Here is a 23464-nt window from a genome sequence, read left to right on the forward strand (position 1 = left end):
CCTTCAGGCATGCCGCATCCTGCGATCGTGATATGTGTATGGTATAGTTGTCTTATGTTCTGGCGGCTGGCCAGCACACGAAGACACCTACGAAGAGCACGACTTGCAGTTCAGCAAGAGACGCTCGTGGCTGCCCAGGAGAACCGGTGAGAGACGGGGACGTCGTATCGGTCACGCTGTCCGACGACGAAAGCCGCGACGTACTGACCCGGGTGATCCTTCCGGCGTGGACGAAAGGCGCTGCCCGCCAGGACCGGCCGGTCGTCGTGATCGTCGGCGGCCAGCCGGGCGCAGGGAAGACCCAAGTCGCTGACCTCGTCCAGGCGGTGCTCGACCATCGCGGTGGCTCGGTGCGGATCGGCAGTGACCTGTACAAGGCCGCGCACCAGCACTACGCCGCACTCCTGGCCGTCGATGTGCGCACGGCCGGAGTCAAGGTCCGGCCGGACACGCGCCGCTGGCAGGCTGCCGTCGAGGAGTACGTCCGCATTCACGGCTTCGACGCGGTGATTGAGTCGGCCCTGGCCGATCCCGCCGAGTTCCGTACGTCCGCTGCCGCGTACCGGCAGGCTGGCTCCCGGATCGAGGTGGTCGCGCTCGCGACCCCGCAGGCGCTGAGCCAGCTCGGGATCCTGGACCGCTTCCTGACCGAGGCGATCAGTGGAGCGGGCGGGCGGTACGTGTCGTGGGAGAACCATGACTCCTGCGCAAAGGAGATGCTGACGACGCTGTCGGTCATCGAGGCCGAGCAAACTGGCCGACCGCATCACCGTCGTACGGCGAGACGGCACCGTCCTGTACGACAACGAGCTCATTGCCGGGACATGGCGGCGTCGGCCCGCAGCCGAGAAAGCGGTGACGTACGAGTGGAGGCGGCCGTGGAGCGCCCGGGAGACGGAAGCCTTCCGTCGTGACCTGGCCCGTACCGACCAGCGCCTGCACCGCGACCTGGCCGATGAGGACCGGCGCCTTGCGGTCCAGCGGGACGCCGAGCGCGCCGCCGCGCTCGCCGAGCCGGTCCGGCGGATCGCTCAGCCGCGCCGGACGGCGCCGGGCGTGGACTACCACCGGCTGTCCGCCGAGGAACACCGCTGGGTCTTCGACGAACTGCTCGCCCCGTCCTACCTGAACAACATCGTCGGCCGGGATGACCCGCGAGCCGTGTACGTGCTGGGCCAGCCAGGCGCGGGAAAGCTGCTTGCCGCCAGGATGGTCAGACGGGCCATGAGGCCGGGGACGACTCACCTGGTCGGCGACGACTTCAAGGCGTCGCACCCGGACTACCTGCGACTCCTGAAGGAGGACCCCCGCAATGCCGGCGCCGCGATCCGGGCCGACTACCGCGCATGGTTCGCCGAGGCCGAGGCGTACGTGCGCCATCGGCGCGGCGACATGCTCATCGAGGGCGCGCCGGGCAGCACAGACGAATTCCTCTCCAGCGCGCTGCCGCTTGCGACCGACCGCTACGGCATCGAGCTGGTGGTCCTGGCCGTCCGGGAGGCGGACAGCCTGCTGTCGACGGCGCTGCGCTACGCCCGCTCTCTGCAGATCGGCGGCTACGCCCGCTTCACCTCCCGGGCCGGGCACGACCAGTGCTTCCGCGCGCTGGCCGACGTCGTCGAGCTCGCCGAGCGGCATCCGGCGATTGCAGCCGTGACAGTGATCCGGCGGGACGGACAGGCGCTGCTGCGCCACGAGGCGGGCGCGCATCGTGGGCTCTGGCCGCAGAACGGCTGCGGCCGTACACCGAGCAGGAGGCCACCGCATTCCTCCGGCTCCACCAGGCGCTGCGCCGTGCTCTGCCGCAGCACCGGGCGGAGCTGGACGACATCGCCGCGCTCGCCCGCCCACTGATGCCCGTGCGGGTGCAGCCGGCCCGGATCGACTGGCCGCATCCACACGTCGGGTCCCTGCCCGTACTGCGCGGGGCGCCGGCTTACGACTCGTTGAGCTCCTTCAGCCGGGCGGCGTAGACAGCGGCGACCTGGGCCGCCTCCTCTGGGTCGGCGGTCGCCAGCTGCGCTTGGTCGGCTAGCGCGGCCTGCCGGGCCTGCTTGAGCTCCTCGATCCGGTCCTCGTCGGGAACCGGCGCCCTGCGTTCAGCAGCCAGCTGGGTGTTGTACCAGGTCACCACGTCCCGGACGATGTCAGCCGCCTGCAGTTCATCGCCGCCTTCCAGCTGGGAGAAGTCGCGGTTGGGGGTATCGGACACGGCACTACCACCTTTGTGTTGATCTTGATGTGAAACGGCCATTGTCTCCCTGGCCGATTCCGGTGGCCCAGTGCCGCGACGCGCCACGATCGGCGGGCGCAGCTCCTGCGCACGTCACAGCATCCAGGGGATGCTTCCCTCAAGGGGGCTCGCTCCGGCATAGGTTGGGCCCAGGTGATCAACGTTTCTCGGGGGGTTGGGCGTGGCAGGTCGGGATCTCAGGGCGTTGTTCAGTACGAATGACCTCGGCCTGTCGACGGCGGAGGCGTTCACGAACCGCCAGTTTCAGTGGGAGTTGGTAGGTGCCGCGCTCGCCGAGCACCTGCGGCGCACCGCTGCCCCAGCCTTCGACGCCGAGGACCTCGAGGCACCGCGTGACAACCTGCAGGTGTTCCATGGAGTCGGTGGCATCGGCAAGACGACGCTGTCCCGCAAGCTGGAGGCCGCGCTGGCCGGTGCTGAGCACCGGCCTGCCCAGTAGGGGGAGCCCACCTGGTCCGGTGAGCGGATCCTGCCCGTACGAATCGACCTGGCCCGCTCCGCCGGCACCGACTTCGAGCAGGTCGTGCTGACGATCCGGGCCTCGCTCGCTGAACTCGGCCGACCGCTGCCCGCATTCGACCTGGCGCTACGGCGTTACTGGGAGCAGCAGCACCCGGGCGAGCCTTTGGAGGAGTACCTCCGCCGCGGAGGACTGGCCCGCCGGTTCGGCAAGGCAATGCCGCAGCAGATGCAGTCCGCGCTCGCGGACGTCGCCCAGGCACTGCTGCTACCGGGCAGCGTCGGCACGGCGGTAGGTGCGGTGACCGGCTCCCTCGTACGGGCGCTGCGCGAGCGCCGGCAGACCGCCCGGGCACTCGCCAGATGCGCGCGGCTCGCCGACCTGCTGGAAGCTGAGCCGGACCTGGAGACGCTCTCCTTCTACCCGCACCTGCTGGCCTGGGAGCTGGCCCAGCTCCCGGCGGACAAGAAGGTGACGCCGGTGATCCTGCTGGACACCTTCGAGGACGTCGGGGACCGCACCCACCGGGACATGGAGCGCCTGCTGCAGCGGGTGGTGTGGCTCATGCCCAATGCCTTCTTCGTCATCACCGGCCGCTCCCGCCTGCAGTGGGCCGACTCCGCTCTCCAGGGCCAACTCGACTCCACCGGGCCCACCGCCTGGCCCGGCCTGGTCGCGCACGACATCCCAGCTGCCCGCACCACATCCGCGCTCGCTGGCCGCGGCCGCAGGCGGCAGGTGCTGATCGGCGACTTCTCCCCCGAGGACTGCGACGACTACCTCGCCAGCCGGCTCGCCCGCGACGGACAGCCCTCATCGGCGACGAGATCCGCCAGGTCATCACCGACCGGTCCCACGGCCTGCCGCTCTACCTTGTCCTGTCGGTGATGCGGTTCCTGGAAATCCGCCGTACGGGCCGCGACCCGCTGCCGGGCGACTTCGACCACGACTTCCCGGCCCTGATCGCCCGCACCTTGTCCGACCTCACACCGGATGAGCGTCACGTCCTGCGCTCCGTCGCGCTGCTGGACGCGTTCGACCTCGCCCTGGCGACCCGAGCGGCAGGCATGACCCACGAGGCGCCGGCGATGCGGCTGGTCGAGAGGCCTTTCGTCCGAGAGCAGCCCTTCGGGCTGTGGCCGTACCACCTGCACGGCCTCATCCGCTCCACCGGCCAGAGAGGAGCCGACGACCAGGCCGACGACCGCTGGTCCCCGCGCGACTGGCAGCAGGCCGCCGAACGGGCCCTCGGAGCGCTCGGCGGGCAGTGGGCCGCCGGCTCCGGCCGGGACCGGGTGCTGCTGGTCGGGTGTCTGCGCCAAGGCCTCGCCCTTGCCCGCGACTTCCGGCTCGACCTTGACTGGCTCGCCAGCGCGGCATGGAGCTACGTCAGCGACTCCGTATGGGAGCCCATCGCCCCACTCGCCCGGCCAGACACTGAGAGGTCGCAGACCGCGGCCGACGCCCTGGTCGAACTGCTCAGCGCGCTCGCCCGCCGCCAGCACGAGCACCGCACCGTCACTGCCGACCGGCTCACCACCGTCGTCAACACCGGACTGCTCCCCACCGACCTGCACGAGATGGCCGTCTACTACCTCGCCAAGGCCCAGCGCGACATCGGCCGCTCCGACGACTCCCGACGCGGCATGCAGCTCGTCGCCGCTGCCCGGCGCGGCCTGGCCCACCTCGCCCGCCTCGCCGGCGACTTCCCAGACGCGTACGACAACGCCCGCACTCTCGGCTGGGAAGGCCGCCACCACCGCGTCGAAGGCGACATCCTCTGGCCCCACGGCGACATGGAACGCGCGGCCGCCGCATACGAAGCCGCCCGCCATGAGGCCGAACAGCACAATGTCGCCGGCGAACGCGCCACCAGCAGCGAGCCTTCGTCCTGGCCGGCACCAACCCCGAGGCCGCCGACGACGAACTCCACCTTGCCGAACAGCTGCTGACGGGGCTCGACCTCCGCGCCACCACCCTCACCACGAAGATCGCTGCCATCGTACGAGACGCCGGGGCCATCAGCAGCCTCGAGCCCGTCCGCCTGCTCCGCACCGAAATCAGCAACGCCGGCCTGCCCGCCGCACAAGCCGCGCTGGAACTCGCCCTGTGCTTCCACCACGCCGTCCGAAACGACTACGACAAGATCCGCGCTGCCCTCTCGCGGCTGCAAAGTCTCACTCGCGGCGGCGACTACGCGTACTACGTCGACATCGCCCAGTTCATGGCCGACCGCTCTCTCCACGGCGCATCCGTGGCGCGGTGGCTGGACGGCGAGCAGCCCACCCGCAGCCGATGGCGGACGCTGGCCATCGCACGGCGCGAGTACCTGCGTAACGCGCGCTGAGAATGGAGTCGGCGGCCGCTTCCAGTGGAAACGGCCGCCGTTCCTGCGACGTGCGCCGGCGTCTGGATGCGACGCGCTCAGGTGGGATTCAGCGGGGTGATCCCTGTTCCCGCGTACAGCTCGGGCTCAAGTGACAAAACCGTGAGCGGCTCACCCGCCTTGACCGCCTGCCAGGCGATCGCCGCGGCGTGAGCCACCGGCCAGTCCACACTTGGCCAGTCCATCGCATCGACGGCGTGCGCCGTGCTGAAGGGGACGCTCTCCGCGAACCGCAGCGACGCGGCGTGCTTGCCCGCTCCTGCAACCTGACGCTCGGCAGCGAGGACGGACAGCGACGGAACCAGGACGCGACCGGTGCCGCGCGAGGCTTCGATGTACAGGCCGGTGAAGAAGGGGTCCGCCCGATACAGGGCGGTCAGCGCTGTGTGGTCCAGGACGGCCGTCAGATTCATGCGGCGGCGCCGCCCTGATGGGCGCGGATCTTCGCCCAGGCGTCCTGACCGGCCTGCTCGACTTGCTCGGTGTACTCGACGCCGAGCTCGGAAGCCGCCTCGAGGGCGCGCTGCTCGCGCTCGGCAGCCGTGAGCTCGCGAGTAGCGAGCTCCTCCAGCAGCTCCGTGATCGTAGTGCCGCGCTCGTCCGCGAGGATCCGCAGCCTGTCGCGCACTTCTTCGCTGGTCTTGATGCTCGTCGGCTTGCTCATACGCAAGATTCTACCGCCGGTAGAACACATCGGTCTGCCCCTCGCCCTCCTTGGCACCGACCAGCTCCCGCCATCGGCACCAGGGACCCGCAGACCTCTGGCCATTCTTGAGGTCAAGCGGCCCAGCGTGTGGCAGGCACGGTGGTCGCCAACGTCCCGGCCCACATGTCTGCGCCGCCGCCGAGCGGCGCCGCTTTCGTGTGCCCGGGCGCGGCCGGCTCGTCCGGGGACCAGCCGTGCAGGGCAAGCCCAGCGGGGGTGGTCGCGTCGAGGCGGGCCATGACCCACAAGCAACTACCGGCGAGGTCTGCCCTGCTCCGTCCCGTGACCTCAAGGAGTATCTCGGTGCGAATGGGGGCCAGCAGCTGCTCGGTGTACCAGCCCTGGACGGTGACCAGCGTGGTGATGGGGCCGGCGCGGTGGACGGTGGCGCGGGCCAGGGTGTGCGCGGTGGGCGGGTTCAGAGTCAAGGCAGCCCCCATGGGTGGGTGGTGCTGTGGGGGGTGGGTTGATCATCACCCGACAGTGCCAGTTTTGGCCATATGTCGGGGTGGGTTTTCGGCAACGAGTCGTGAGGCGGTGTCCGGCGGTCGGGCTGCCCCGGCGGGCCTACTGAGGGATGGGGCGCTGGCGGGGCCACGGCCCAGTGGCGAGGGGCGCGCGCCGCTGCCCGGCCTCCGATCCGAAGGCCGGGCAGCGAGGGAGTGACGGGACTGCGGTCAGCTCTCCTCGAAGCGGGCGGTGGCGCAGGGCGGGCACAGGTGGACGGTCTCGTGGTCGGTGGCTCCCGGGTACAGGGCCTCGGTGAACGGGTCCTGCACGCCTTGACGTCCGGCTTCTGCTCGCCGCATCCGCCGCAGCGCGGGAGCAGCGTCGGCGAGCTCCCACGCGGTCATGCCCCCGCGTTGTGCTGGCGGCGGCGCAGTTCCTCGCCCCAGCCGCGGGGTTTGTAGCGCGGAGGCTTGTAGGGGCCGGGGCCGGTCACAGGGCGGCGCCCTGGTCGCTGAGAATCTCCACGTCGAGGCGACGTGCAGCCATCCAGTCGGTGGGCGTGGCGGGGCCGCCGCCGAGCTGTGTGCCTTGGCAGGAGCCGCGGTGAAGCCAGAGCGGATCGACGACGATGCGCCAGCAGGTGCGCAGCATCACCTCGGTCAGGGCACGGTCGGAGGCTTCGAGCTCGGGGTTCTTCGGGTCGGCGAGGAAGCGGCGGAGGTGCCGACGCCGTCCGCGCGGCGGTGGGCGAGGTGGGCGGCGATGTCGGCCGCGTACGGCGGGAGGAGGGTTTGGCCGGTGGTGTGGGCGTAGCTGGGGCATTCGTCGTCGTCTCGGCGGTCGAGCTGGTGGGCCCAGTCGGCGCGGAGGTAAACGGATGCCCGGTTGTCTGCGCGGTGCTGTGCCCGGCTGTGATGCGAACAGCCGTGTCATCACTGTCTGAGTTCGATTACCTCATCGCTGAACGCCCAAAAATCTATGCTGACCGGAGTAGACATTGAGTGGTGGCCTGGTTATGGTTTCTCTCGTAGTCAAGGAAGTCGGCAGGGCCTGGTAGAGACGAACTACCGGGCAGCGGTACTCGCAGTTGCAGTTGGCAGGACGGTGCGGTGGCGGAGTTTCGAAGCCAGGGTTTTTACAGAACGGCGACGGGACTGGCGACCGGACCGGGTGGCCCGCAGTGATCAGGGGCCGCCGTGAGCAGTACCGCAGTTGAGCAGTACCGGTAAGTGCAGGACGCAGTACCCAGCAGTGAAGGTCAGTGAGCAGTACCTCGGTGAAGGCGTCGGCTGCGGACGCGCGCACCGGGAGGTTCCGCAGTGGGGTTCCAAGCCAGAGCAGATGCAAGACGGGCGACGGGGCCGGCTGCCGAAGGGCGGCGCTGTCACAGGCCGCTGAGCAGTACGTAGTACCAGCAGTACGTAGTTGATCACCGAGGAAGAACGGAGGAGCCAGGCGCCCATCAGGATCGCCCGGGCGGAAGTCTTGAGCCCGGGTACCGCAGGACATCGATAGTGAGGTGGTCTCCGGTCAAGCAACCGCGATCCCCGCGCCCCCGACAGCATTCCCGTCGGGCCAGCGGAAACAGAACGCCGGCGCAGTACCAGGGCCGGCAGATGGTGTAGCAGTTCCTTCGGGGCCCTGGTGTCGTACGACACCAGGGCCCCTCAAGCGTGTTCCACAGAGAGGTGCAATGACAGCAGACGACACCTTCGGCCGTCTCGACGACGACGACTACCCCGCCTACACCATGGGCCGGGCCGCCGAGATGCTCGGCACCACCCAGGGCTTCCTGCGAGCCATCGGCGAAGCCCGCCTGATCACCCCGCTCCGCTCCGCGGGCGGGCACCGCCGCTACTCCCGCTACCAACTGCGCATCGCAGCCCGGGCCCGGGAGCTCGTCGACCACGGGACCCCGATCGAGGCCGCCTGCCGCATCATCATCCTCGAAGACCAGCTCGAAGAAGCCCAGCGCATCAACGACGAATACCGCCGCGCCGCCGAATCATCCGCTCCGCCGGCCTCGGACTGAGACAGCGAAGACCTGCGACCGCCCAAGCGGCTTCGCGGCTGGCGCCGACACGTACTGCCCGGGACGCCTCTGTGTCCCGGGCAACGTCGCCTTCACCATGGCTCCGGCCCCACCCGGAGCCCGGCTGTCAGCCGGGGCTGCGGCGGCCTCTCCTTGCGGGGCACGGGCCGGTGCCGTCGTGCCGCGATGGACGCCTTGCTTGCTGGCGGCCCGGGGCCGGCCCCGACCGGGCCTGAAGGGCGACCCCGCCAGATCGTCCTCATACGGTCTGGACGTCACGATGGCCTCCGGGAATCACCGGGTCCCGGCCACGAGCCCGACGGCCCTGGCCTGCGTCCGTCACTTCACATGGCGATCCGGCGTCCTGGACGACCTGCGCCGGAGGGGTGAACGGTTCGTCTCCGGCTACGGGAGCCAGCGCCCCGGCCCGTACGGGCCGGGGCGGGCACCTGCTGGACCGCGGCGGCCGCCACGGCGGGCGGATCGCCCCTGGCGCTGGAAGAGCACGGCCGTTTACGCGGCCGGGGTGAGTTCGGCTCGGCCGAACAGCAGCGCGTAGCCGGTGGGGAGCTGGTGGAGGATGCAGGTGATCAGGTCGGGGCCGGCGTAGGCGGAGACGGCCGCGAAGACGGAACCGGTGTCCCACCGGGTGGTGGCCAGGGAGGCGCCGGAGCGGGCGGCAAGGTCTTTGACGAAGGCCCAGCCGGTCAGGGGCTGCGTGTCGGGGATCTGCGCGGTCAGGTCACGTGCGGCCTCCAGGGGCAGGCAGGCGGCCAGGTCGACGCGTTCGTCGCCGGTCAGCTGGCGTCCCAGCCCTGCCAGGACCAGGCGGACGGCTTCTTCAGCTCTCTCACGGGTGGGGTAGGTGCCTTCGTAGCGGACCTTCTCCAGCATGTGCTCGTACGCCGTCCCGTACGGCTGCTGCTGCTCAAGCGGTACGCGCACATCGGTGATCACTGCGGTGCATGCCTTTCGTGGAGTCAAGGTGGGGGTGGGTGCCGGTGTATGGCACCGATGGTCAGGTGGGCTGGGGGCGGCCGAAGAGCAGGTCGTAGCCGACGGGGAGCTGGAGCAGGATCTGCCCCAGCAGGTCATCGCCGGCCGTGTCGGCGACCGTGGACAGCACGGCACTGACGTCCCAGGTCCCGGTCTGCTCGGTGGCGCCCTCGATCCAGGCTGCGGTCGCCCGGACGAACCGCTCCGGCGGCAGCGGTTCGGCGCTGGTCAGCGGGTTGAGAAGGATCAGGGCGAAGTCCTCCGGCAGGCGTGCCGCCAACTGGGCGCGGACCTCGCCGACCAGGTGCGCGCCCAGCAGGGCGAGCACCACACGGGCCGCGCGCTCTGCCTCCTCCGGCGTGCCGTACTCGCCGCGTTCCTTGACGTGGTCGAGGAACGCTTCGCGTCGCAGAGTCATCTCGGCCGCCACCCTTCGTGTTCGGACTGCCCACGGGGGTGCGGAGGGCGGGGTGAGGGGGAGATCAGGTGCCCGTCCTCCGCACCTGTCCCGCCGGTGTCAGCCGGAGATCTCCTTGTGACCGGAGCCGACGCCGATGGAGATCTTGCGGGGTTTGGCGCGCTCCGCGATCGGGATGCGCAGGGTGAGCACGCCCGCGTCGTAGTCGGCCTTGATGTGCTCAGTGTCGAGGGTGTCGGCGAGCACGATCTGGCGGGAGAAGACGCCCAGCGGCCGCTCGGACAGCTCCATCTGCACGTCGTCGGCCTTCGCCACCGGCCGTCGCTCGGCCTTGACCGTGAGCATGTTCCGCTCGACGTCGATGTCGATCGCGTCTGCGGTGACGCCGGGCAGGTCGAAGGCGACCACGTACTCGTCGCCCTCGCGGTAGGCGTCCATCGGCATTGCCGACGGCTTCGACCAGGTGCCCGGGCCCATCAGCTGCTGTGCCAGCCGGTCCAGCTCACGGAAGGGGTCGGTGCGCATCAACATCGTGAAAACACCTCCAGCGGTTCAGGCAGTTGCTGCCAATGCGCTTCACTGACACCGTTGTAACATGTCATCCAATGGATGACAAGCACGATGTCGTCCGTCTGATGACGACCCGAGGGAGGTGTCCGTGACTCCGGCCAACCAGCCATCCTCGTCCAGCACCGGCGCCCACAGCCCGGCGTCGTTCCTTGCCGCCGCGGCGGCCCTTAACGCCATAGACGACGCCCTGCGCGAAGCCCAGCACGAGACCCCGAACGCCCCCGATACTTCCGGTCCCGGCCCGGAACAGGCCCTGGCCTCCCTGATGCTGCTGCGGCAGGTACGCGAGCAGCTCGCCGGATGGGAGACCGGCCTGATCGAAACAGCCCGTGACGCGGGCGCCAGCTGGGCCGACCTCGCCCACCCCCTCGGCGTCGCCAGCCGCCAGGCCGCCGAGCGCCGCTATCTGCGCGGCCGCCCCGGCCCCGCCGGGACCACCGGCGAACAGCGCGTCCAGGCCACCCGACAGGCCCGCGCCGCCGACCGCACCACCGCCACCTGGGCCCGCCGCAATGCGGCCGACCTGCGCCGTCTCGCCGGCCAGATCATCGCACTCACCGACCTCCCGGCAGAGGCCCGCCGCCCGCTCGGCAGGCTCCACTCGGCCCTCGCGGACGACGACGCCGTGTCGCTCCTCGCTCCCCTCCGTGCCACCCGCCCTTACCTGGCCACGCACCCCGGCCTCGCCGACCAGATCGACGCCCTTACCGAACCCGCCGAGCCGCCCAGCTGACTCGCGCATACCGCAGGGCCGGCCCTGAGCGTCATCGCCGCCACCATCACCGTCTCCATCGCCTGGTCCCTCATCGCCACCCGCGGCCAGACCGGCAGCGGCACCCACGGCCCGACCCACCCCCGCACCCCACCAGCCCGGCACCACCCGCAGTGTGCCAATCGCCATGACGCCACCCGGCCCCCTCAGCCCTCCCCCGCACGCACGATGTGACATGGGGTGGGGTCGTCCGGATTGACGGACGCTGCCACCGCTATGTCTTCGCGCGACGCGATCAGTTCCCGGGCGGAGGTGTGGCGGGCCCGGGCGGCACCCCGCAGTTTCCACGCGTAGTGGATTCGGGCACGTGCTTTGAGTAGTGGCACGTCCGGATCGCTCGGGCGCGCAGCGTTCCAGGCCCGTAGCCAGCGGCCCCTCGCCCGCCCGCAGAGGGCGGACGGATGTTGGTAGTAGGCACGCCGTTCTCAGACCTGTCCGGCCTCGGCGAGAAGCTTCGCGGCCGGTTTCCACGCTCCGAGGCAGGCGGCGACGAGGGCCCGCCGTAGCTCGGGCTTGCGCCCAAGGCGCTGACCTTGTCCGCCCACACGCGCGAGTCCTGATGATGTCGCCGAAACTCAGCTGCCCCCGCAAACCGCTCGGGTGGGAACCCCAGCGGAGCACGTCCACGAACACATCGCGGCCCTGCTCAACCCGACCCTGTGCTGCAAAGACCTTCAAAGACTCTATGAGCTGCCTGGCCTTGGCGACGTCCGCGCAGGGATGCCCCTGCACGGCTCAGCTTCGTGCAGTGCAACAACATGACGGTGGTGGCTGCGCCGCGGCCGCGAGAGAGTCGATGACGCGGCGGCCGGCGCAGGGGGACCTACGGCGCCGGGACGGTGAGCGAAGAGTCGTCACCGCGTCCGCGTCTTCAGTAGCGCATCGACCAACAGGGGAGAGCTCATGTCCATCGGCAGAACTGCAACCAGGATCCTGGTTGGCGGCGCAGCCGTACTCGCACTGTCCGGGGCCGGACAGGCATTCGCCGGCGCCGGGGAAAACCTGGACTCATCGGGCATAGGCACGAAGGCCTGGAGCCACGGCACCAACGGCCAGGTCGCCATCAAGGACACCGCGGGAGACGGCTACTCCGTCTACACGCTGTACGACCGCCGGAACAACACCGGCCTGCGCCTCGACAACTCCAGGGGCAGCGGCAACACGGTCAGAAGCGGCATGGACGAGACCAACTACGTCCGCAAGGTGACCGCCTGCATCAACCTCTGGCTCACCCCGGACACTTGTGGCAATGACGACCGCCCCGGTGACGGCTTCTAGGACGCAGTGATGGGGTGGGGCGGTCCAGAGCGCCCCACCGCATTTTCGCGTTCCCGGACACCGACAACACGGTGAGGACGACCCCCCATGCAGACAGCACAGGACACCGCCGCAGACACGCGGGCGGTACCGGAGGTCACCGGGCTCGGTCATCGGATCGGCGGACGAACGCTGTTCGACGGCCTCCAACTGTCCCCGTGCGCAGGCGAATCGATCGCCCCAGGGGACGTCCCAGGGATCCCCGCTCGCACGAGGCGGTCGTCAGCGCGGCCACAGAGCTGGTGATCGAGGTCGGGTACGCCGCGACATCGATCGGGGCGGTGGCTGCCCGTGCCGGTGTCGGCAAGGACACTGTCTACCGGCGGTGGCGGGGCAAGCCGGAGTTGGTCTTCGAGGCCGTGTTCACGACCACGGACCATGCTCCGACCCCAGACACCGGGACGCTGGCCGGGGACCTGAGCGCACTGCTGAGAGGCCTGGTCGACGAGTTCCACGCACCTGCCCCTGCGGCGGCGCTCCCGGGGCTGCTCGCTGACTTCGCCGCCGATCCGGTGCTGAAGGCTTGCATCCGCAGCAACTTCCTGACCCCCTCAAAGGAGCGGCTGCTGATCGTCTTCGAGCATGCCGTGGCGCGCGGGAGATCGCGGCCAACACACCCGTGGATCTAGGGCCTGTGTGAGGTTGTGATCAGTCGGCGGCCGTCAGGAGGTTGTCGATCCAGATCATTGAGGCGCGGAGGTGGAGTCCGGCAAGGTAGCTTTCGGGTGCCGGCCTGGCGTGCTGGGGATACGGCTGGGACAGCAAGGAGTTCCATTCCGCTCTCGGCCTCTTCGTGCTCGGCGGAAGCTTCATCGGCAAGTCGAAGCTGACGAGGAGCATGCTCCGCAGAGCAGGCATCGACGAGAGGTCATCGGTGAGAAGATCGTGGACATCGGCTACGACGTCACGACTACCGTGATCTGTATCTTCACCTGGTAAGCAGCCCGCACAGACGCGTGGACGGGGCGAGTCGCAGGCTTGCCCCATCCAGGCGGTCCCGCAGCACCTAGGAGGTCTTCCGTGTTCAGTTTCTGGTCCTCCACCACTGGTTGGTGGATCGCGGCTGCCGCGGTGGCCATCGTGTTCGGCGCGGTCATGCAGTCCTGGGCGACGACGAGGAAGTGGAAGGTGTTCCTCGCGACAGCCCCCGGCTTGGCCGGCGGCCTTTCGGCGGTCGGGGACACCGCGATGCGGGGCGAGGATGTGCAGACGGCGCTGCAGCTCTACACCGTCTGGATGCTGGGCCTGCTGATGGCCATGGCCGTCTTCACCAAGTACATCCGACGCCAAGTGGCCCTGGTCCGCGCCGGCGGAACGATGGAGCGCGCGACGCCCAAGCACGTCGTGGTCTTCCTGGGCACCTGCTTCACCATCACCCTCTTGACGGCCGCCGCGCTCGGCACCCTCCTCGACATCTGACGGAACGTCCCATGCCCCTGACTTTGTGGGTCGTTGCTGTCCTGATCCCCGAGATCGTGCTCTCCTGCCTGCTGTTGCGCTGGCTCCCGGACCGACGTGAGTAGCCGATACCGCTGCTGATCCCGGTTCCGGCGATCGTCGTGGTGGCGTTTCTCATTCGGTACGTGGCGCAAGAGCCCTGGCCCGGCACGCTCGCAGCGTGTGTCGGCTTCCTGTGCGGTCTCGCCCTGGCGCTGCTGCCGTTCCGGGGCTGGGTGTCGTCGTGGACCCTCCCGGTGCACGGGGACGAACGACTGCGCTGGCGTGAGGTGGCCTTGGTGGCTCTGAGCGTCGCCACTCCGGTGTCGACGACGCACACGAAGGCCGCGACGGGCAAGGCGTTCGCGCCGCGTGAAGTTGTGCGCGAGCGAGGGAGGTTTCCGTCGGCGATGGGTGTGGCCTTGCTGGTGCTTCCAGTGCTCTGCGCGGTGGCGGCGGGCTGGGCCGCGGATGCGGTAGGCCTGACGGTCGTCCGCCCCTGACCGGGCGCAGTTGGTTCCCTTGGCGAGGCAGTCGAGCATCGAACTACTGTTGGTGCACTGCATTGGCGGCTTCGTTCACCGTCACCATGATTCGCGTGGGTGGGAACGCAGGAGCTTCGGAAGGCCTCGCGGCCTTCGGGGGCTCCTGCTGTGTCAACAGGTCCTCCCTGTCAGGAAAATTGCCTAGATGATCTATTCCAAGGGGTCGGTGATCGTAGGCGATCAGTGAGCGTAGGACGGTTTGTCCGGTGGCGTCGTTGTGCCAGATCGCGGCGGTCAGCGCGAGGATGCGTTGCATGACGCGGGCTATGACACCTCCGGGTGCGCGCCCTCGGTGCCGTTCGAGGTCAAGCTGTCCCTTGAAGGTCTCGTTGATCGATTCGATGACCTGTCGCAGCGGTTGAACAGGGCTGCGCCAGACCGTTCCCGTTCACCCTTACGGGCAGGCCGCAGCAACTGGACTCCATGCTCGGACAGTTCGCGTTCGAAACCACGGCCGAAGTAGTGCTTGTCGCCGATGAGAGTCTGTCGGGGGCGCTCTCGCAGAAGCTCGCATACGGCTGCCAGGAGGTCAAGGAGGGTCTCGCGCCCTTGGCCCCGGTCAAGGCGAAGGCGATGGGCAGGCCCTGAAGGGTGCAGACCAGGTGCAGGCACAGGCCCTAGAAGAAGCGACTGTGGCTGGCGCAGTAGCCGTAATCGGCCCAACCTGCCAGGTCGGAGCGTTTGACGGTCTCGCGGCAGCGGCCGCATTCCACCGGGGTGGAGTCCACGACCCATACGTCGTCGCTCGGGGCGCCACGGCGCCAGGTCGGGATACTCCTTCAGCATGTCGACGGTCGTCGCATAGAGTGCTGTCGCGAGGGTGTCCACGTCGTTCGTCACAAAACGATCTTGGACACCCTCGTTCTCGTCTCCGCAGGCACCCCTTGGACCACACCACCAGGAGGAACCAGTGTCATACCCGCAACTGCTCACCCCCGAGGAGAAGCTCGCCGACGCGAAGAAGCTGTTGAGCCTCCCGCGTATCGTCGTGATCTGCGGCTCCACCCGCTTCATGACCGAGATGAACGAGGCCGATCTGCGGGAGACCAAAGACGGAAAGATTGTCGTCAAACCAGGCTGTGACATGAAGTCGCCGCACGAACTTTGGGCCGATCCTGTCGAGGCCGAGGCGCTGAAGGTTCGACTCGACGATCTGCACCGGGCGAAGATCCGGCTCGCTGATGAGGTGCTCGTAGTCGGCGACTACATCGGAGACAGCACCCGAGCCGAAATCGCCTACGCCCGGTCACTGGGCAAGACCGTGCGGTTCACGCACCCCGAGGTCGACGTGCGCGGCGACTCGGCGTGCTCTCGGGCGAGGTTGAGGGCGGCGTGGTAGCCGATGCCCTGGTCGGCCAGCAGCGCGCGGGCTCGCTTCTGCAGGGCGTCCGAGGGCGATACCAGCTGGGCGGTGTGGTGGAGGCCGAGGCGCACGGCCTGGGCGCCAACTGGTCGGGCCGGGCTCGCCCATGTGTAGTTCATACGGCGTGAGCGGCTCGTCGAGCGTCACGAAGCCGTGGGTCGCGGAGAGAACCAGAACTGTGCCGGCGCTGCTGGCGATGGCGTGAGCGGCTCGTCGGCACAGTCGGTGATACGGTCCGACGCAGAGGTCCGCAGCCGGGACGGGGGATGGTGGTGGCGAGCTTGGCGGCGGTGCACGGCAAAGCGCGCAGGTTCGCGGATTCCCACGCCCCCGTGCGGCCGAACTCGACACCATCGCCGGCCGGCGCTCTTCTGAGAAGAGGTTCCGGCTGCTGCTAACCGCAGGGCACGCTGCCTTGCCGACGAGGGACTGCGAACGTTGCAGCCAGGGCGGCGCGCCCGGGCACGACAAGACTTCGGCTCTCAGAGGCGCTGGAGGGAGACCCCGTGTGGCGCCAGCACCTCGAGGAGCGAGTCCAGGGCCGGGAGTTGCTCGATGTGATGGACCCCGGCGGGCGGGGTTCCGGTGAGCAACTCCCTCGTGACATGCGCCGCGACGAGTCCCGTGACACGGCTTTGCTCCCGTCCGGTGAGCGCATACGCCGTGTGGTGACCGCCGCGCCAGGCGTCGGCACGGACGGCGAATCCGTCGCCACCCATGTGGACCCGGCTGAAGATCCCGGTGAGGGCGCGTTGCACACCCGGCCGACGGGCGGCCCGCAGTAGCCCGGCACGCCGCAGCCCGAAGAGCGCCGAGGTCAACGGCCGCGAGTCCAGGCACAGACGGGTGGTCACCCGCCCCACGCCGAGCGTCCGGGGCAGCGTGTGCTGGTCGGAGAACGGGAACGCGTGCGCCGTACGCAGCCCGTATCCGGGCAGCACGGTCCGCTCCGGGCGAGCCGCCGGAGGTTCGGCCAGGCCCTCGACCGTCCAGCGCACCGCATCGATACCGTGCCGCTCGCCACTGCCCAGCAGCACCGTGAGGTCGATCCGCTCCGCACCCTGGACGGCTTCGTGCGCCCGGTGGGCGAGGAGGTTGGTCAGTCCCGGGGCGACTCCGACGCTGAGCACCGCTGTCGCTCGGGCGCGGGCGGCAAGGTCGTGCAGGTCGGCCACGCCCTCGAGCAATCCCCGAGTGGCGCCGATGTCGACCAGATGGACGCCGCGTTCCAGACAGGCACGCGCCACGCCGGTGTCGGGCGGCTCGACGCACAGCACCACCACGGCCACCTCCCCCAGCCCCTCCAGTGTCTTCCGGAAGCCGGCCGGATCGGCGACGTCTACGCGTACGCCACCGAGCCGCCGGACCGTGGCCTCGCTGCGGCCCCCGACCACCACCCGGCCGGGAAACCAATCGCCGAGCACGGCCGTCACCGTCGCACCGACGGCTCCGTAGCCGCCGACGACCAGGATCCGCCCACCCTTCGGGCGACCTGATTTCACTGTCGCCACCGTATGGATTCGGTTCTCGCTCATGCCCGCCGATCCCCAGGGCGGCTGGCGGTGATCAGCCACGCGACGCTGCGGAGCCATACGGCACCGTCCGCTTCGTGGACCCGCAATACATCGGTCAGGGTGCGGTGAGCGAGCTTCTGGTGCTCCGGTTCCGCCTGCGCGAGCATGTGTCGTCCAGGGCCAGAGTTCAGCATGAACGCTGCGGCGTCCTCTGCGTCCCTTCCCCAGTTGCCGGCTGCCTCTACTCGCCCGGCCTTGGCGCCTTCGAAGCCGGCGGCGGAGAGGATGCCGAGCGAGTGATCGAGGTCGGCGAGTGAGAACATTCCCGGCGCTCCCGGTTTGCCGAAGTCTCCGACCGGCAGGATGCCACGCAGCTCGTCAAAGGCCTGGATCCACTCGTTTGCCTCGGGTTCCGACGCGCAGATGAACGCCGCGCGCCCGCAGGGGCGTAGCGCGCGTCCGATGTTGGTGAAGGCAGCGACGGGGTCGGTGAAGAACATGACGCCGTAGCGGCTGAGGGCGACGTCGAATTCCGCGGGCGTGAAGGGGTGGACCTGGGCGTCTCCTTGATGGAAGGACACGTTGACCTGCCCCTCGTGCCGCGCGCTCGTGCGAGCTTGCTCCAGCATGGGTTCCGAGAGGTCCACACCCAGGGCCCGGCCTTTGGGGGCCCGGTCGGCGGCCAGCCGTGTGGTCTGGCCGGCTCCGCAGCCGATGTCCAGGACATGGTCCCGGTCACCGATCGCCGCCGCGTCGAGGAGCGGCTGGTTGAAGCCGTCGTTGATGGCATCCCAGCGGCTCTGGTTGCGTGCCCACTGGCTGCCTTCGTAGCCGTTCCATGCTTGCGCCTGACTCGTGTTGACGAGGTGATCCATGCGATGCCTCCAAGCCTGTCGACCGGACGATGTGCCGCGGCCCTAGAATGGGCGTGTGCCCAAACAGTATGGGCGTTCGCCCATACTTGCAATGGGGTTCGCCGGAAGGAGTCTTGATGTCACCGCGTGGAGTGGCGATTCCCGACCTGCGGGAGCGGTTGTTCGCGGCTGCGGAACGGGTGGTGGCCCGCGACGGCGCCTCGGCGCTGACAAGCCGGGCGGTCACAGCCGAGGCGGGCTGCGCCAAAGGAGTCCTGCATACTCATTTCGCCGGTCTGGACGAGTTCATCTCAGAGCTCGTCCTGGACCGCTTCGCGCGCAGCGCCCGGCACGCCGAGGAGCTGAACGGGCGAGTGGGTCACGGTCATGTGGCGGACAATCTCGCCGAGGTCGCACTCGCCCTGCTGGATTCCCTGGACCCGGCGGTCGTCGGACTGGCCATGACGCGTCCTGGCGCTTCACTCCACACCCGCCAAGCACTGGAGTCGGGTGCGCCGGGATTCACGGCGATGCAGCAGTCGATCACCGGATACCTGGAGGCGGAGCGGCAACTCGGCCGCGTGGCGCAGGACACCGATACCGACACCACCGCGCTCGCGCTCGTCGGCACCGTCCACCACCTGCTGATGACCCGCAGCCCCGACGCTGCGCTGAACGCGCGGGAGACCACCGAACGCCTTGTCGCCCTGCTGCTGGGGGACGGCTCGCAGCACGTCCACACGTCGTAATGGGTTGCACCCGCCCGACTGACGGTGGCGTCTCGCCCGTCAGGGGGCTGGGTGCAAGCCGTGCAGCGTTACACGGACGAGTCGGTCGACTGCCGATTCGGTGGCCGCCGCAGAAGCCGCGGTAACGGCGTGCAGGCAGGAGGACGCCAGCTCGTCGCGCGGTACGTCGCTGCGAAAGTCGCCGGCCTGGTGGGACACACGCCATGAGGCCGTTCCCCACGCGTGTGCGCAAGGCGGTACTGCCGCCCACGTCACGTTCTCGCTCGGCTGGCTCGGCGCGGTCGCCGCCTACCTCGCCCTGGCCATCGCCGGTCTGGCGAGCAGTCGCCCCCAGACAATCCGGGGCGCCCACATATCCATGGACCTGGTGGGCTGGACCGTGATCGTCTTGCTTGCCGTCGTCTCGCTGCTGAACGGTCCGGTGCAGTCGGTGGGGACTGCGTGGGGGATCCTCCGCCACCACCTGGTGATCGCGAAGCTGTTGATCACATTGCTGGCCACGCTGCTGCTGCTCGTACACCTGCAACCGGTCGGCCGCCTGGCCGAGGCCGCCGCACGAGCCGCGCTGTCCGGCGGCGAGATGGAGGGCATTCCAGCGAGGCCTTCCCCCGCTCTTTTTGTCGGTCCGGAAGCCTTGCAGGCGCCGCGGCATCTCAGCGAGTCCCGGCTGCACCGATCAGCCAAGGTCATCCGTCGGGAAGCCTCCTAGCCTCACGCTGGGATGTATCCGGTAGGCAGGGCGGGCGCCCATGGACGCCCGCCCTCGTTCTCCGGTCAGCCCTGGCTCAGTAGCTTCTTCATCTGGGTGATCTCCGCGGTCTGGGAGGTGATGATGGCGTCGGCCATCTTCTTGGCGGGCTCGTAGGCGCCATTGGCCTGCTCGGTCTTGGCCATGGCCACCGCACCTTCATGGTGCTTGATCATCATCTGCATGAACGCCGTGTCGAAGGCCCTGCCCGACGCCTGCTGCAGCTTGTCCATCTCCTCGGCGCTCATCATCCCTTCCATGCCGTGCATGGAGTGGTCCATGGCTCCCTCGGCCGGCACTTCCTCGCCCCACGACGTCAGCCACCCCGAAAGCGTCTGGATCTCCGGGTCCTGCGCCTTCTTGATGTCCGCGGCGAGCTTCTTCACCTCGGCCGACTGAGCACGGGAGGCTGCGAGGTCCGCCATCTCCACTGCCTGCCGGTGGTGCGGGATCATCCCCTTGGCGAACGCAACGTCCGCAGCGGCATGCTGCTCCTGCGCTGCGGAGGACGCGGCAGACGGGGACGCCTGGCTTTCGTTACCAGCCGAGCTGTTGCTGTTGCCGCCGCAGCCGGCCAGTACGAGCACAGACGCGCCAGCCGCGATGGCGACGGCGCTACGGCGGATGAGAGAACGCTTCTTGTTCATGGTGGTGCAACTCCTTGACGCGCAGCCCACGACAGGGCGCGCGGATTCACGGAAATGAGGGCATGCACAGACACGGCACCGCTCCAGCGAAGGTCTGGAGCCAAGGGGTGCCGAGCGGGCCGCTCTAGATCCGCAGAAGTTGCAGTTCCGACAGGTCAGGCGGGGCCCGGCTGGCCACGCCCGTCCCATCGATGCCGCTCAGCGCAGTGGCGGTGTGCACGACTTCGACTGCGACGGGCAACGCCGGCGGCGCATATGGGGAACCGACACCGGCCGCCGCGCAGGTCGAGTCCGCGTGGTCGAGATGATTCGTCCCGCCGTCGGTGTGCGAGCATCCCGGGCTCGCTTCAGGCACATTCGTCGAGTGATGGGTGACCATGTCGTGGCCGGAGGCTGCCTGCGCCTCGGAGGCACCGCCGGGAGCCAGCGCGTGCATGCCCAGCACACCAGCCAGCACCGCCATCACCAGCAGCGCGAACACGCGGCTGGTGCGGCGGCTTGTCGGCGACGCAGCATGGATCACGAGGCCCATCGTACGGGTCGGCATTCTCCGACCGTTCTTGGTTGACCTCCGCAGGAGGCACCTGCGCGGATTTCGGTGTCATCGGACCGTACTGAGGTCGCGAGGAAGCCGAGGGCGTCCAGCCGGTTAGCGCGGGTGAATCCCGACACCCATCGGATGGCGGCGCCAGCCATGACTGGCCAGCGGAGGACCGCCATCAGCGGCAGTTTGCGCGGGATGCGGCAGGAGTTGTGCTGCTTCGCTGCGGTGAGCTCCGCCGGGCCTTCTGGAGCTGGTCGGTGCACGAGTGGACGGACCTGATCAACGCGGACGGCGCCGAGTTCCGGCGTTCCTGGGGTGGGCAGATCGGCCCCAATGCCCGGCCGTTCCTGATCGCCTACGCCTCCTGCTCGGCGAGTTCACGGCCTTCGAGCGGCTCGGCCGGTTCATGCGGCCGAGCCTGGCCCGTCGGGTCTTCCGGATTGAGCCCGTGGACGCGGCGGTCGAGCAGGTCTGCACGGTGCTTGCCGACTGGGGGTATCGCCGCGATGCCCAGAAGCTGGAGGCTGTTATCTGCCAGGTGCTGCTGTTGAATCGCAGCCCACGCCTGGATGAACTGTCCACCGAGGCCCTGGCCGACCTGCGGGAGCGCCCGGCGATGGGCGGCCAGTGGGGCAAGGACCTGCAGGGCGTCCACCGGGCGATCGCGGCGCTCGGCCGGGGTGATGTTCCCTCCGACCCGGACGACCTTGTAGGTGTACGAGCTGCCGGCGGTCAGCCCGGTGAAGAGCGCCGTGCCGTTCCGCTCGGTCAGGGTCACCCGCATCCCCGCGAGTGCAGGGAGCAGGGCAGCGGGGTCGTGCTCCCTTCGTGCGCAGATGGACCATCCCCTCGGGTGCGGGGAGCAGCTCCTGATGCGCAAACCTGTCGAAGGTACTGGTCACATGAGTTGGCTCAGCTGGAGAAGCGCGAAGACCAGTAGCGAGACACCACAGCAGGCTTCGAGCACACGTACGGCCAGGGGTGGCAGCGCCCTGCGCAGCACCACGACGAGCCCCGCTGCGATCAGGCACCACAGCATCGAGGAGGCCATGAACCCGGCGAAGAAGACTCCCAGCTCCGCCACGCCGCCCGAGCCCAGTACGGCGCCCACCCCACCAGCCATGCCCGACCAGTAGACAACGTTCCACGGGTTCGCCAGCGACATGCCCGCCCCCACAGCCATGGCCTTGCGGTCCTGCTTGGCGTACGGCTCTGCCGTCGGAGTGGACCCCTTCCTCGCGAGCGCGTCGCGCAGGCCCGCCACCCCCAACCAGGCCAGCAACAAGCACCCGGCCACAGTGAGCGGCACATGCCAGGTCGGCACCGCGAACAGCGCCCCCACCCCCGCCAGGCCGAGCACCGCCCAGACGGCGTCGCCCACCAGCGAGCCGACCTGAACCGCGAAGGCAGGGCCGAACCCGTGCCGGATTCCCCGCCGCAGAGACTCGCTGAACACCGCACCCGGCGCCGCGTTGAACACCAGGCCCAACCACAGAGCCACCATGAAGATCTCAGTCATGCCGGCCACTGTTGTGGGGGCGGGGCGTACGGTCTTGTCAGATGTTGATCTGGGACAGCCGACGGTATCGGCCCGGTGTGGTGGCGTAGGCCGCGGCGAAGTGACGGTGAAAATGCGCCTGGTCGGCGAAGCCGAGCGCGTGAGCGACGTCGGCGATGGGCTCTCCCTTGCGCAGCCGGCTCCGCGCCTCGGCCAGCCGTGCCGACAGGTGCCAGGCGTAGGGCGGGGTGCCAGTGGTGCGAGTGAACGTCCGGATCAGATGCTCCCGGGACATCCCGGCCTCGTCGGCCAGCTCGCCCAGCCGGGGCGCGCCGGACAGGTCAGCGCGGAGCCGGTCGAGCACCGCGGCAATCCGGGCGTCAGCGGGTTCTGGAGCACGCGCGCGCCGCCCTGTGGCCAGGTCGAGCAGCTGCGACAGCACGAGCATGAGCCGCTCCTGGATCAGAACCGCGGATTCGGCAGGCGGAGGGTGCACCTCCGGTGCTAGCTCACGGAATGCTCTGGCCGCAGCGAGGAACTCGTTGCGTAGATGTGGAGAGCGGACGACGGGCCGTTCGAAGTCGACCGGGGCGTCGCCAGTCAGCGATTCCACCACCGTTGGCGGGACGTACCAGCTCACGGCCGCGAACGACGCGTCGGCCGGGACCTGGGTGGTACACGACTGGACCTGGCCGGGGTTGTAGACAGTGAACTCGTCCAGGTTCACGTCGAACGAGGCGTGATCCAGCCGGACCCGCTCCAGGCCGCAGAGGTTGACGCTGATCACGTACTCGTCGTGGCTGTGCCGCGGGAACCCGCCCGACGGGGGGCGCACTACCGTTAGCTGACCTCCGCTCCATTCCGCGACATGCATGCGCAGAGGGTACGGCAGGCCCGCCGGCATGCTTCTAGCGGTCCCCGAATCCGTACCGAATACATGCCGGGCCTCGTAGCAGGGCCTTTCTGCCCACGCCAAATCCGCAGCATCAGAGTCATCTTTCGTTGGCTGTTGGCATCGTCTCGTTGGTTGCCACCTCGGCTCGTAGTCGGGTGATCAGGCGCTGAGCTTGCCTGTACGGGCGTCCGCCTTCACCAGGAATCTGGGAGCGCATCCTGAGGATTACTCCGCCGGTAATGAGTGCCTGGCCCGGTTCCTGGATCTGCAGCCATAGTGCGTGTGCTCGGCCGGCGGATCCCTCGGCTG

General features: G+C 69.1%; 31 protein-coding genes and 1 pseudogene. 15 read left to right on the forward strand and 17 right to left on the reverse strand.

From position 1 onward, the window contains the following. Nucleotides 1-146: 146 nt before the first annotated feature. The gene (locus AC068D_RS34685) at nt 147-914 is read left to right on the forward strand and encodes a zeta toxin family protein (RefSeq protein ID WP_478827128.1); all 768 of its coding nucleotides are present in this window, start codon (nt 147-149) and stop codon (nt 912-914) included. Beyond that, nucleotides 856-1854, forward strand: a complete 999-nt coding sequence (locus tag AC068D_RS34690) for a zeta toxin family protein (RefSeq protein WP_478827129.1) — start codon at nt 856-858, stop codon at nt 1852-1854. Before AC068D_RS34685 ends, AC068D_RS34690 begins: the two co-directional genes overlap by 59 nt. A gap of 82 nt (nt 1855-1936) precedes the next feature. Here AC068D_RS34690 and AC068D_RS34695 read toward each other — a convergent pair whose 3' ends face one another. Continuing rightward, nucleotides 1937-2212, reverse strand: a complete 276-nt coding sequence (locus AC068D_RS34695) for a hypothetical protein (RefSeq protein WP_478827130.1) — start codon at nt 2210-2212, stop codon at nt 1937-1939. A gap of 226 nt (nt 2213-2438) precedes the next feature. Here AC068D_RS34695 and AC068D_RS34700 point away from each other — a divergent pair, with 226 nt between their 5' ends. From AC068D_RS34700 to AC068D_RS34715, 4 genes are all read left to right on the forward strand, one after another. Beyond that, entirely contained in the window at nt 2439-2693 is a 255-nt protein-coding gene (locus tag AC068D_RS34700; RefSeq protein ID WP_478827131.1) for a hypothetical protein, read from the forward strand. An 84-nt stretch (nt 2694-2777) separates the two neighbouring features. Beyond that, the gene (locus AC068D_RS34705; protein WP_478827132.1) at nt 2778-3602 is read left to right on the forward strand and encodes a hypothetical protein; all 825 of its coding nucleotides are present in this window, start codon (nt 2778-2780) and stop codon (nt 3600-3602) included. Further along, nucleotides 3602-4666: a hypothetical protein gene (locus AC068D_RS34710; protein ID WP_478827133.1), complete on the forward strand. Its 1065-nt coding sequence runs from the start codon at nt 3602-3604 to the stop codon at nt 4664-4666. Before AC068D_RS34705 ends, AC068D_RS34710 begins: the two co-directional genes overlap by 1 nt. Nucleotides 4667-4938: 272 nt before the next feature. After that, entirely contained in the window at nt 4939-5061 is a 123-nt protein-coding gene (locus tag AC068D_RS34715; protein WP_478827134.1) for a hypothetical protein, read from the forward strand. 77 nt (nt 5062-5138) lie between these two features. On the opposite strand, the gene AC068D_RS34720 is transcribed toward AC068D_RS34715, so the two are convergent. From AC068D_RS34720 to AC068D_RS34740, 5 genes are all read right to left on the reverse strand, one after another. Continuing rightward, nucleotides 5139-5513, reverse strand: coding sequence for a PIN domain-containing protein (locus AC068D_RS34720; protein ID WP_478827135.1), 375 nt, complete (start codon nt 5511-5513; stop codon nt 5139-5141). Next, nucleotides 5510-5764 carry a hypothetical protein gene (locus AC068D_RS34725; protein WP_451303796.1) on the reverse strand — a complete coding sequence of 85 codons (255 nt, stop codon included), beginning with the start codon at nt 5762-5764 and terminating at the stop codon, nt 5510-5512. Before AC068D_RS34725 ends, AC068D_RS34720 begins: the two co-directional genes overlap by 4 nt. A gap of 113 nt (nt 5765-5877) precedes the next feature. After that, on the reverse strand, nt 5878-6234 hold the full coding sequence (locus AC068D_RS34730) for a hypothetical protein (protein ID WP_478827136.1): 357 nt from the start codon (nt 6232-6234) through the stop codon (nt 5878-5880). Nucleotides 6235-6483: 249 nt separating this feature from the next. Further along, nucleotides 6484-6660 carry a hypothetical protein gene (locus AC068D_RS34735; protein WP_478827137.1) on the reverse strand — a complete coding sequence of 59 codons (177 nt, stop codon included), beginning with the start codon at nt 6658-6660 and terminating at the stop codon, nt 6484-6486. An 85-nt stretch (nt 6661-6745) separates the two neighbouring features. Next, a complete protein-coding gene (locus AC068D_RS34740; RefSeq protein WP_478827138.1) occupies nt 6746-6907 on the reverse strand; it encodes a hypothetical protein in 162 nt (53 codons plus the stop codon). A gap of 1042 nt (nt 6908-7949) precedes the next feature. On the opposite strand from AC068D_RS34740, the gene AC068D_RS34745 reads away from it, so the two are divergent. Further along, nucleotides 7950-8288, forward strand: a complete 339-nt coding sequence (locus AC068D_RS34745; protein ID WP_478827139.1) for a MerR family transcriptional regulator — start codon at nt 7950-7952, stop codon at nt 8286-8288. A gap of 513 nt (nt 8289-8801) precedes the next feature. Here the strand turns inward: AC068D_RS34745 and AC068D_RS34750 are convergent. From AC068D_RS34750 to AC068D_RS34760, 3 genes are all read right to left on the reverse strand, one after another. After that, nucleotides 8802-9245 (reverse strand): DUF2267 domain-containing protein, encoded by a 444-nt coding sequence (locus AC068D_RS34750; RefSeq protein ID WP_478827155.1) that lies wholly within the window; start codon nt 9243-9245, stop codon nt 8802-8804. Between the two features lie 61 nt (nt 9246-9306). Further along, complete coding sequence (locus AC068D_RS34755; protein WP_478827140.1) at nt 9307-9702, reverse strand: DUF2267 domain-containing protein; 396 nt, start codon at nt 9700-9702, stop codon at nt 9307-9309. 99 nt (nt 9703-9801) lie between these two features. Next, nucleotides 9802-10233, reverse strand: a complete 432-nt coding sequence (locus AC068D_RS34760) for an Hsp20/alpha crystallin family protein (RefSeq protein ID WP_324975789.1) — start codon at nt 10231-10233, stop codon at nt 9802-9804. Nucleotides 10234-10360: 127 nt separating this feature from the next. On the opposite strand from AC068D_RS34760, the gene AC068D_RS34765 reads away from it, so the two are divergent. From AC068D_RS34765 to AC068D_RS34785, 5 genes are all read left to right on the forward strand, one after another. Beyond that, nucleotides 10361-11005, forward strand: coding sequence for a type III effector protein (locus tag AC068D_RS34765; RefSeq protein ID WP_478827141.1), 645 nt, complete (start codon nt 10361-10363; stop codon nt 11003-11005). Nucleotides 11006-11947: 942 nt separating this feature from the next. Beyond that, a complete protein-coding gene (locus AC068D_RS34770; RefSeq protein WP_478827142.1) occupies nt 11948-12322 on the forward strand; it encodes a hypothetical protein in 375 nt (124 codons plus the stop codon). A 197-nt stretch (nt 12323-12519) separates the two neighbouring features. Beyond that, nucleotides 12520-12990 carry a TetR/AcrR family transcriptional regulator gene (locus tag AC068D_RS34775; protein ID WP_478827143.1) on the forward strand — a complete coding sequence of 157 codons (471 nt, stop codon included), beginning with the start codon at nt 12520-12522 and terminating at the stop codon, nt 12988-12990. Nucleotides 12991-13381: 391 nt separating this feature from the next. Further along, nucleotides 13382-13780 carry a hypothetical protein gene (locus tag AC068D_RS34780; RefSeq protein WP_478827144.1) on the forward strand — a complete coding sequence of 133 codons (399 nt, stop codon included), beginning with the start codon at nt 13382-13384 and terminating at the stop codon, nt 13778-13780. A gap of 164 nt (nt 13781-13944) precedes the next feature. Beyond that, complete coding sequence (locus AC068D_RS34785; RefSeq protein ID WP_478827145.1) at nt 13945-14301, forward strand: hypothetical protein; 357 nt, start codon at nt 13945-13947, stop codon at nt 14299-14301. A 208-nt stretch (nt 14302-14509) separates the two neighbouring features. Here AC068D_RS34785 and AC068D_RS34790 read toward each other — a convergent pair. Next, nucleotides 14510-15089: pseudogene (locus AC068D_RS34790) on the reverse strand (transposase); the annotation flags it as partial. Between the two features lie 164 nt (nt 15090-15253). On the opposite strand from AC068D_RS34790, the gene AC068D_RS34795 reads away from it, so the two are divergent. Continuing rightward, nucleotides 15254-15682: a hypothetical protein gene (locus AC068D_RS34795; protein ID WP_478827146.1), complete on the forward strand. Its 429-nt coding sequence runs from the start codon at nt 15254-15256 to the stop codon at nt 15680-15682. A gap of 506 nt (nt 15683-16188) precedes the next feature. Here the strand turns inward: AC068D_RS34795 and AC068D_RS34800 are convergent. Both AC068D_RS34800 and AC068D_RS34805 read right to left on the reverse strand, forming a co-directional pair. Next, nucleotides 16189-17241: a saccharopine dehydrogenase family protein gene (locus AC068D_RS34800; protein ID WP_478827147.1), complete on the reverse strand. Its 1053-nt coding sequence runs from the start codon at nt 17239-17241 to the stop codon at nt 16189-16191. Then, entirely contained in the window at nt 17238-18095 is an 858-nt protein-coding gene (locus AC068D_RS34805; protein WP_478827148.1) for a class I SAM-dependent methyltransferase, read from the reverse strand. The genes AC068D_RS34800 and AC068D_RS34805 overlap by 4 nt, the downstream gene beginning before the upstream one ends. 116 nt (nt 18096-18211) lie before the next feature. Between AC068D_RS34805 and AC068D_RS34810 the strand changes: the two genes are divergently transcribed. Together AC068D_RS34810 and AC068D_RS34815 are read left to right on the forward strand one after the other, a co-directional pair. After that, a complete protein-coding gene (locus tag AC068D_RS34810; RefSeq protein ID WP_478827149.1) occupies nt 18212-18823 on the forward strand; it encodes a TetR family transcriptional regulator in 612 nt (203 codons plus the stop codon). A 100-nt stretch (nt 18824-18923) separates the two neighbouring features. Further along, the gene (locus tag AC068D_RS34815; RefSeq protein WP_478827150.1) at nt 18924-19532 is read left to right on the forward strand and encodes a hypothetical protein; all 609 of its coding nucleotides are present in this window, start codon (nt 18924-18926) and stop codon (nt 19530-19532) included. 65 nt (nt 19533-19597) lie between these two features. On the opposite strand, the gene AC068D_RS34820 is transcribed toward AC068D_RS34815, so the two are convergent. The 5 genes from AC068D_RS34820 to AC068D_RS34840 all read right to left on the reverse strand — a co-directional run bounded on the left by AC068D_RS34820 (nt 19598) and on the right by AC068D_RS34840 (nt 23164). After that, nucleotides 19598-20218 carry a DUF305 domain-containing protein gene (locus AC068D_RS34820; RefSeq protein ID WP_478827151.1) on the reverse strand — a complete coding sequence of 207 codons (621 nt, stop codon included), beginning with the start codon at nt 20216-20218 and terminating at the stop codon, nt 19598-19600. A 124-nt stretch (nt 20219-20342) separates the two neighbouring features. Next, nucleotides 20343-20741, reverse strand: a complete 399-nt coding sequence (locus tag AC068D_RS34825) for a DUF6153 family protein (protein ID WP_478827152.1) — start codon at nt 20739-20741, stop codon at nt 20343-20345. 376 nt (nt 20742-21117) lie between these two features. Next, the gene (locus AC068D_RS34830) at nt 21118-21546 is read right to left on the reverse strand and encodes a hypothetical protein (protein WP_478827153.1); all 429 of its coding nucleotides are present in this window, start codon (nt 21544-21546) and stop codon (nt 21118-21120) included. A gap of 114 nt (nt 21547-21660) precedes the next feature. After that, on the reverse strand, nt 21661-22281 hold the full coding sequence (locus AC068D_RS34835) for a LysE family transporter (RefSeq protein ID WP_478827154.1): 621 nt from the start codon (nt 22279-22281) through the stop codon (nt 21661-21663). 37 nt (nt 22282-22318) lie between these two features. Further along, on the reverse strand, nt 22319-23164 hold the full coding sequence (locus AC068D_RS34840; RefSeq protein WP_478827156.1) for a helix-turn-helix domain-containing protein: 846 nt from the start codon (nt 23162-23164) through the stop codon (nt 22319-22321). Nucleotides 23165-23464 lie beyond the last annotated feature (300 nt).

It is taken from the genome of Streptomyces sp. NPDC043861 (genome assembly GCF_056435905.1).

What these genes read in the sequence shown, in the direction of transcription:
- AC068D_RS34835 (WP_478827154.1), bottom strand. Translation starts at nt 22,281, where the DNA reads ATGACTGAGATCTTCATGGTGGCTCTGTGGTTGGGCCTGGTGTTCAAC.
- AC068D_RS34770 (WP_478827142.1), top strand. Translation starts at nt 11,948, where the DNA reads ATGTCCATCGGCAGAACTGCAACCAGGATCCTGGTTGGCGGCGCAGCC.
- AC068D_RS34755 (WP_478827140.1), bottom strand. Translation starts at nt 9,702, where the DNA reads ATGACTCTGCGACGCGAAGCGTTCCTCGACCACGTCAAGGAACGCGGC.
- AC068D_RS34840 (WP_478827156.1), bottom strand. Translation starts at nt 23,164, where the DNA reads ATGCCGGCGGGCCTGCCGTACCCTCTGCGCATGCATGTCGCGGAATGG.
- AC068D_RS34725 (WP_451303796.1), bottom strand. Translation starts at nt 5,764, where the DNA reads ATGAGCAAGCCGACGAGCATCAAGACCAGCGAAGAAGTGCGCGACAGG.
- AC068D_RS34740 (WP_478827138.1), bottom strand. Translation starts at nt 6,907, where the DNA reads ATGCTGCGCACCTGCTGGCGCATCGTCGTCGATCCGCTCTGGCTTCAC.
- AC068D_RS34820 (WP_478827151.1), bottom strand. Translation starts at nt 20,218, where the DNA reads ATGAACAAGAAGCGTTCTCTCATCCGCCGTAGCGCCGTCGCCATCGCG.
- AC068D_RS34710 (WP_478827133.1), top strand. Translation starts at nt 3,602, where the DNA reads ATGCGGTTCCTGGAAATCCGCCGTACGGGCCGCGACCCGCTGCCGGGC.
- AC068D_RS34810 (WP_478827149.1), top strand. Translation starts at nt 18,212, where the DNA reads ATGTCACCGCGTGGAGTGGCGATTCCCGACCTGCGGGAGCGGTTGTTC.
- AC068D_RS34720 (WP_478827135.1), bottom strand. Translation starts at nt 5,513, where the DNA reads ATGAATCTGACGGCCGTCCTGGACCACACAGCGCTGACCGCCCTGTAT.
- AC068D_RS34745 (WP_478827139.1), top strand. Translation starts at nt 7,950, where the DNA reads ATGACAGCAGACGACACCTTCGGCCGTCTCGACGACGACGACTACCCC.
- AC068D_RS34715 (WP_478827134.1), top strand. Translation starts at nt 4,939, where the DNA reads ATGGCCGACCGCTCTCTCCACGGCGCATCCGTGGCGCGGTGGCTGGAC.
- AC068D_RS34800 (WP_478827147.1), bottom strand. Translation starts at nt 17,241, where the DNA reads ATGAGCGAGAACCGAATCCATACGGTGGCGACAGTGAAATCAGGTCGC.
- AC068D_RS34830 (WP_478827153.1), bottom strand. Translation starts at nt 21,546, where the DNA reads ATGCGGGTGACCCTGACCGAGCGGAACGGCACGGCGCTCTTCACCGGG.
- AC068D_RS34735 (WP_478827137.1), bottom strand. Translation starts at nt 6,660, where the DNA reads ATGACCGCGTGGGAGCTCGCCGACGCTGCTCCCGCGCTGCGGCGGATG.
- AC068D_RS34805 (WP_478827148.1), bottom strand. Translation starts at nt 18,095, where the DNA reads ATGGATCACCTCGTCAACACGAGTCAGGCGCAAGCATGGAACGGCTAC.
- AC068D_RS34760 (WP_324975789.1), bottom strand. Translation starts at nt 10,233, where the DNA reads ATGTTGATGCGCACCGACCCCTTCCGTGAGCTGGACCGGCTGGCACAG.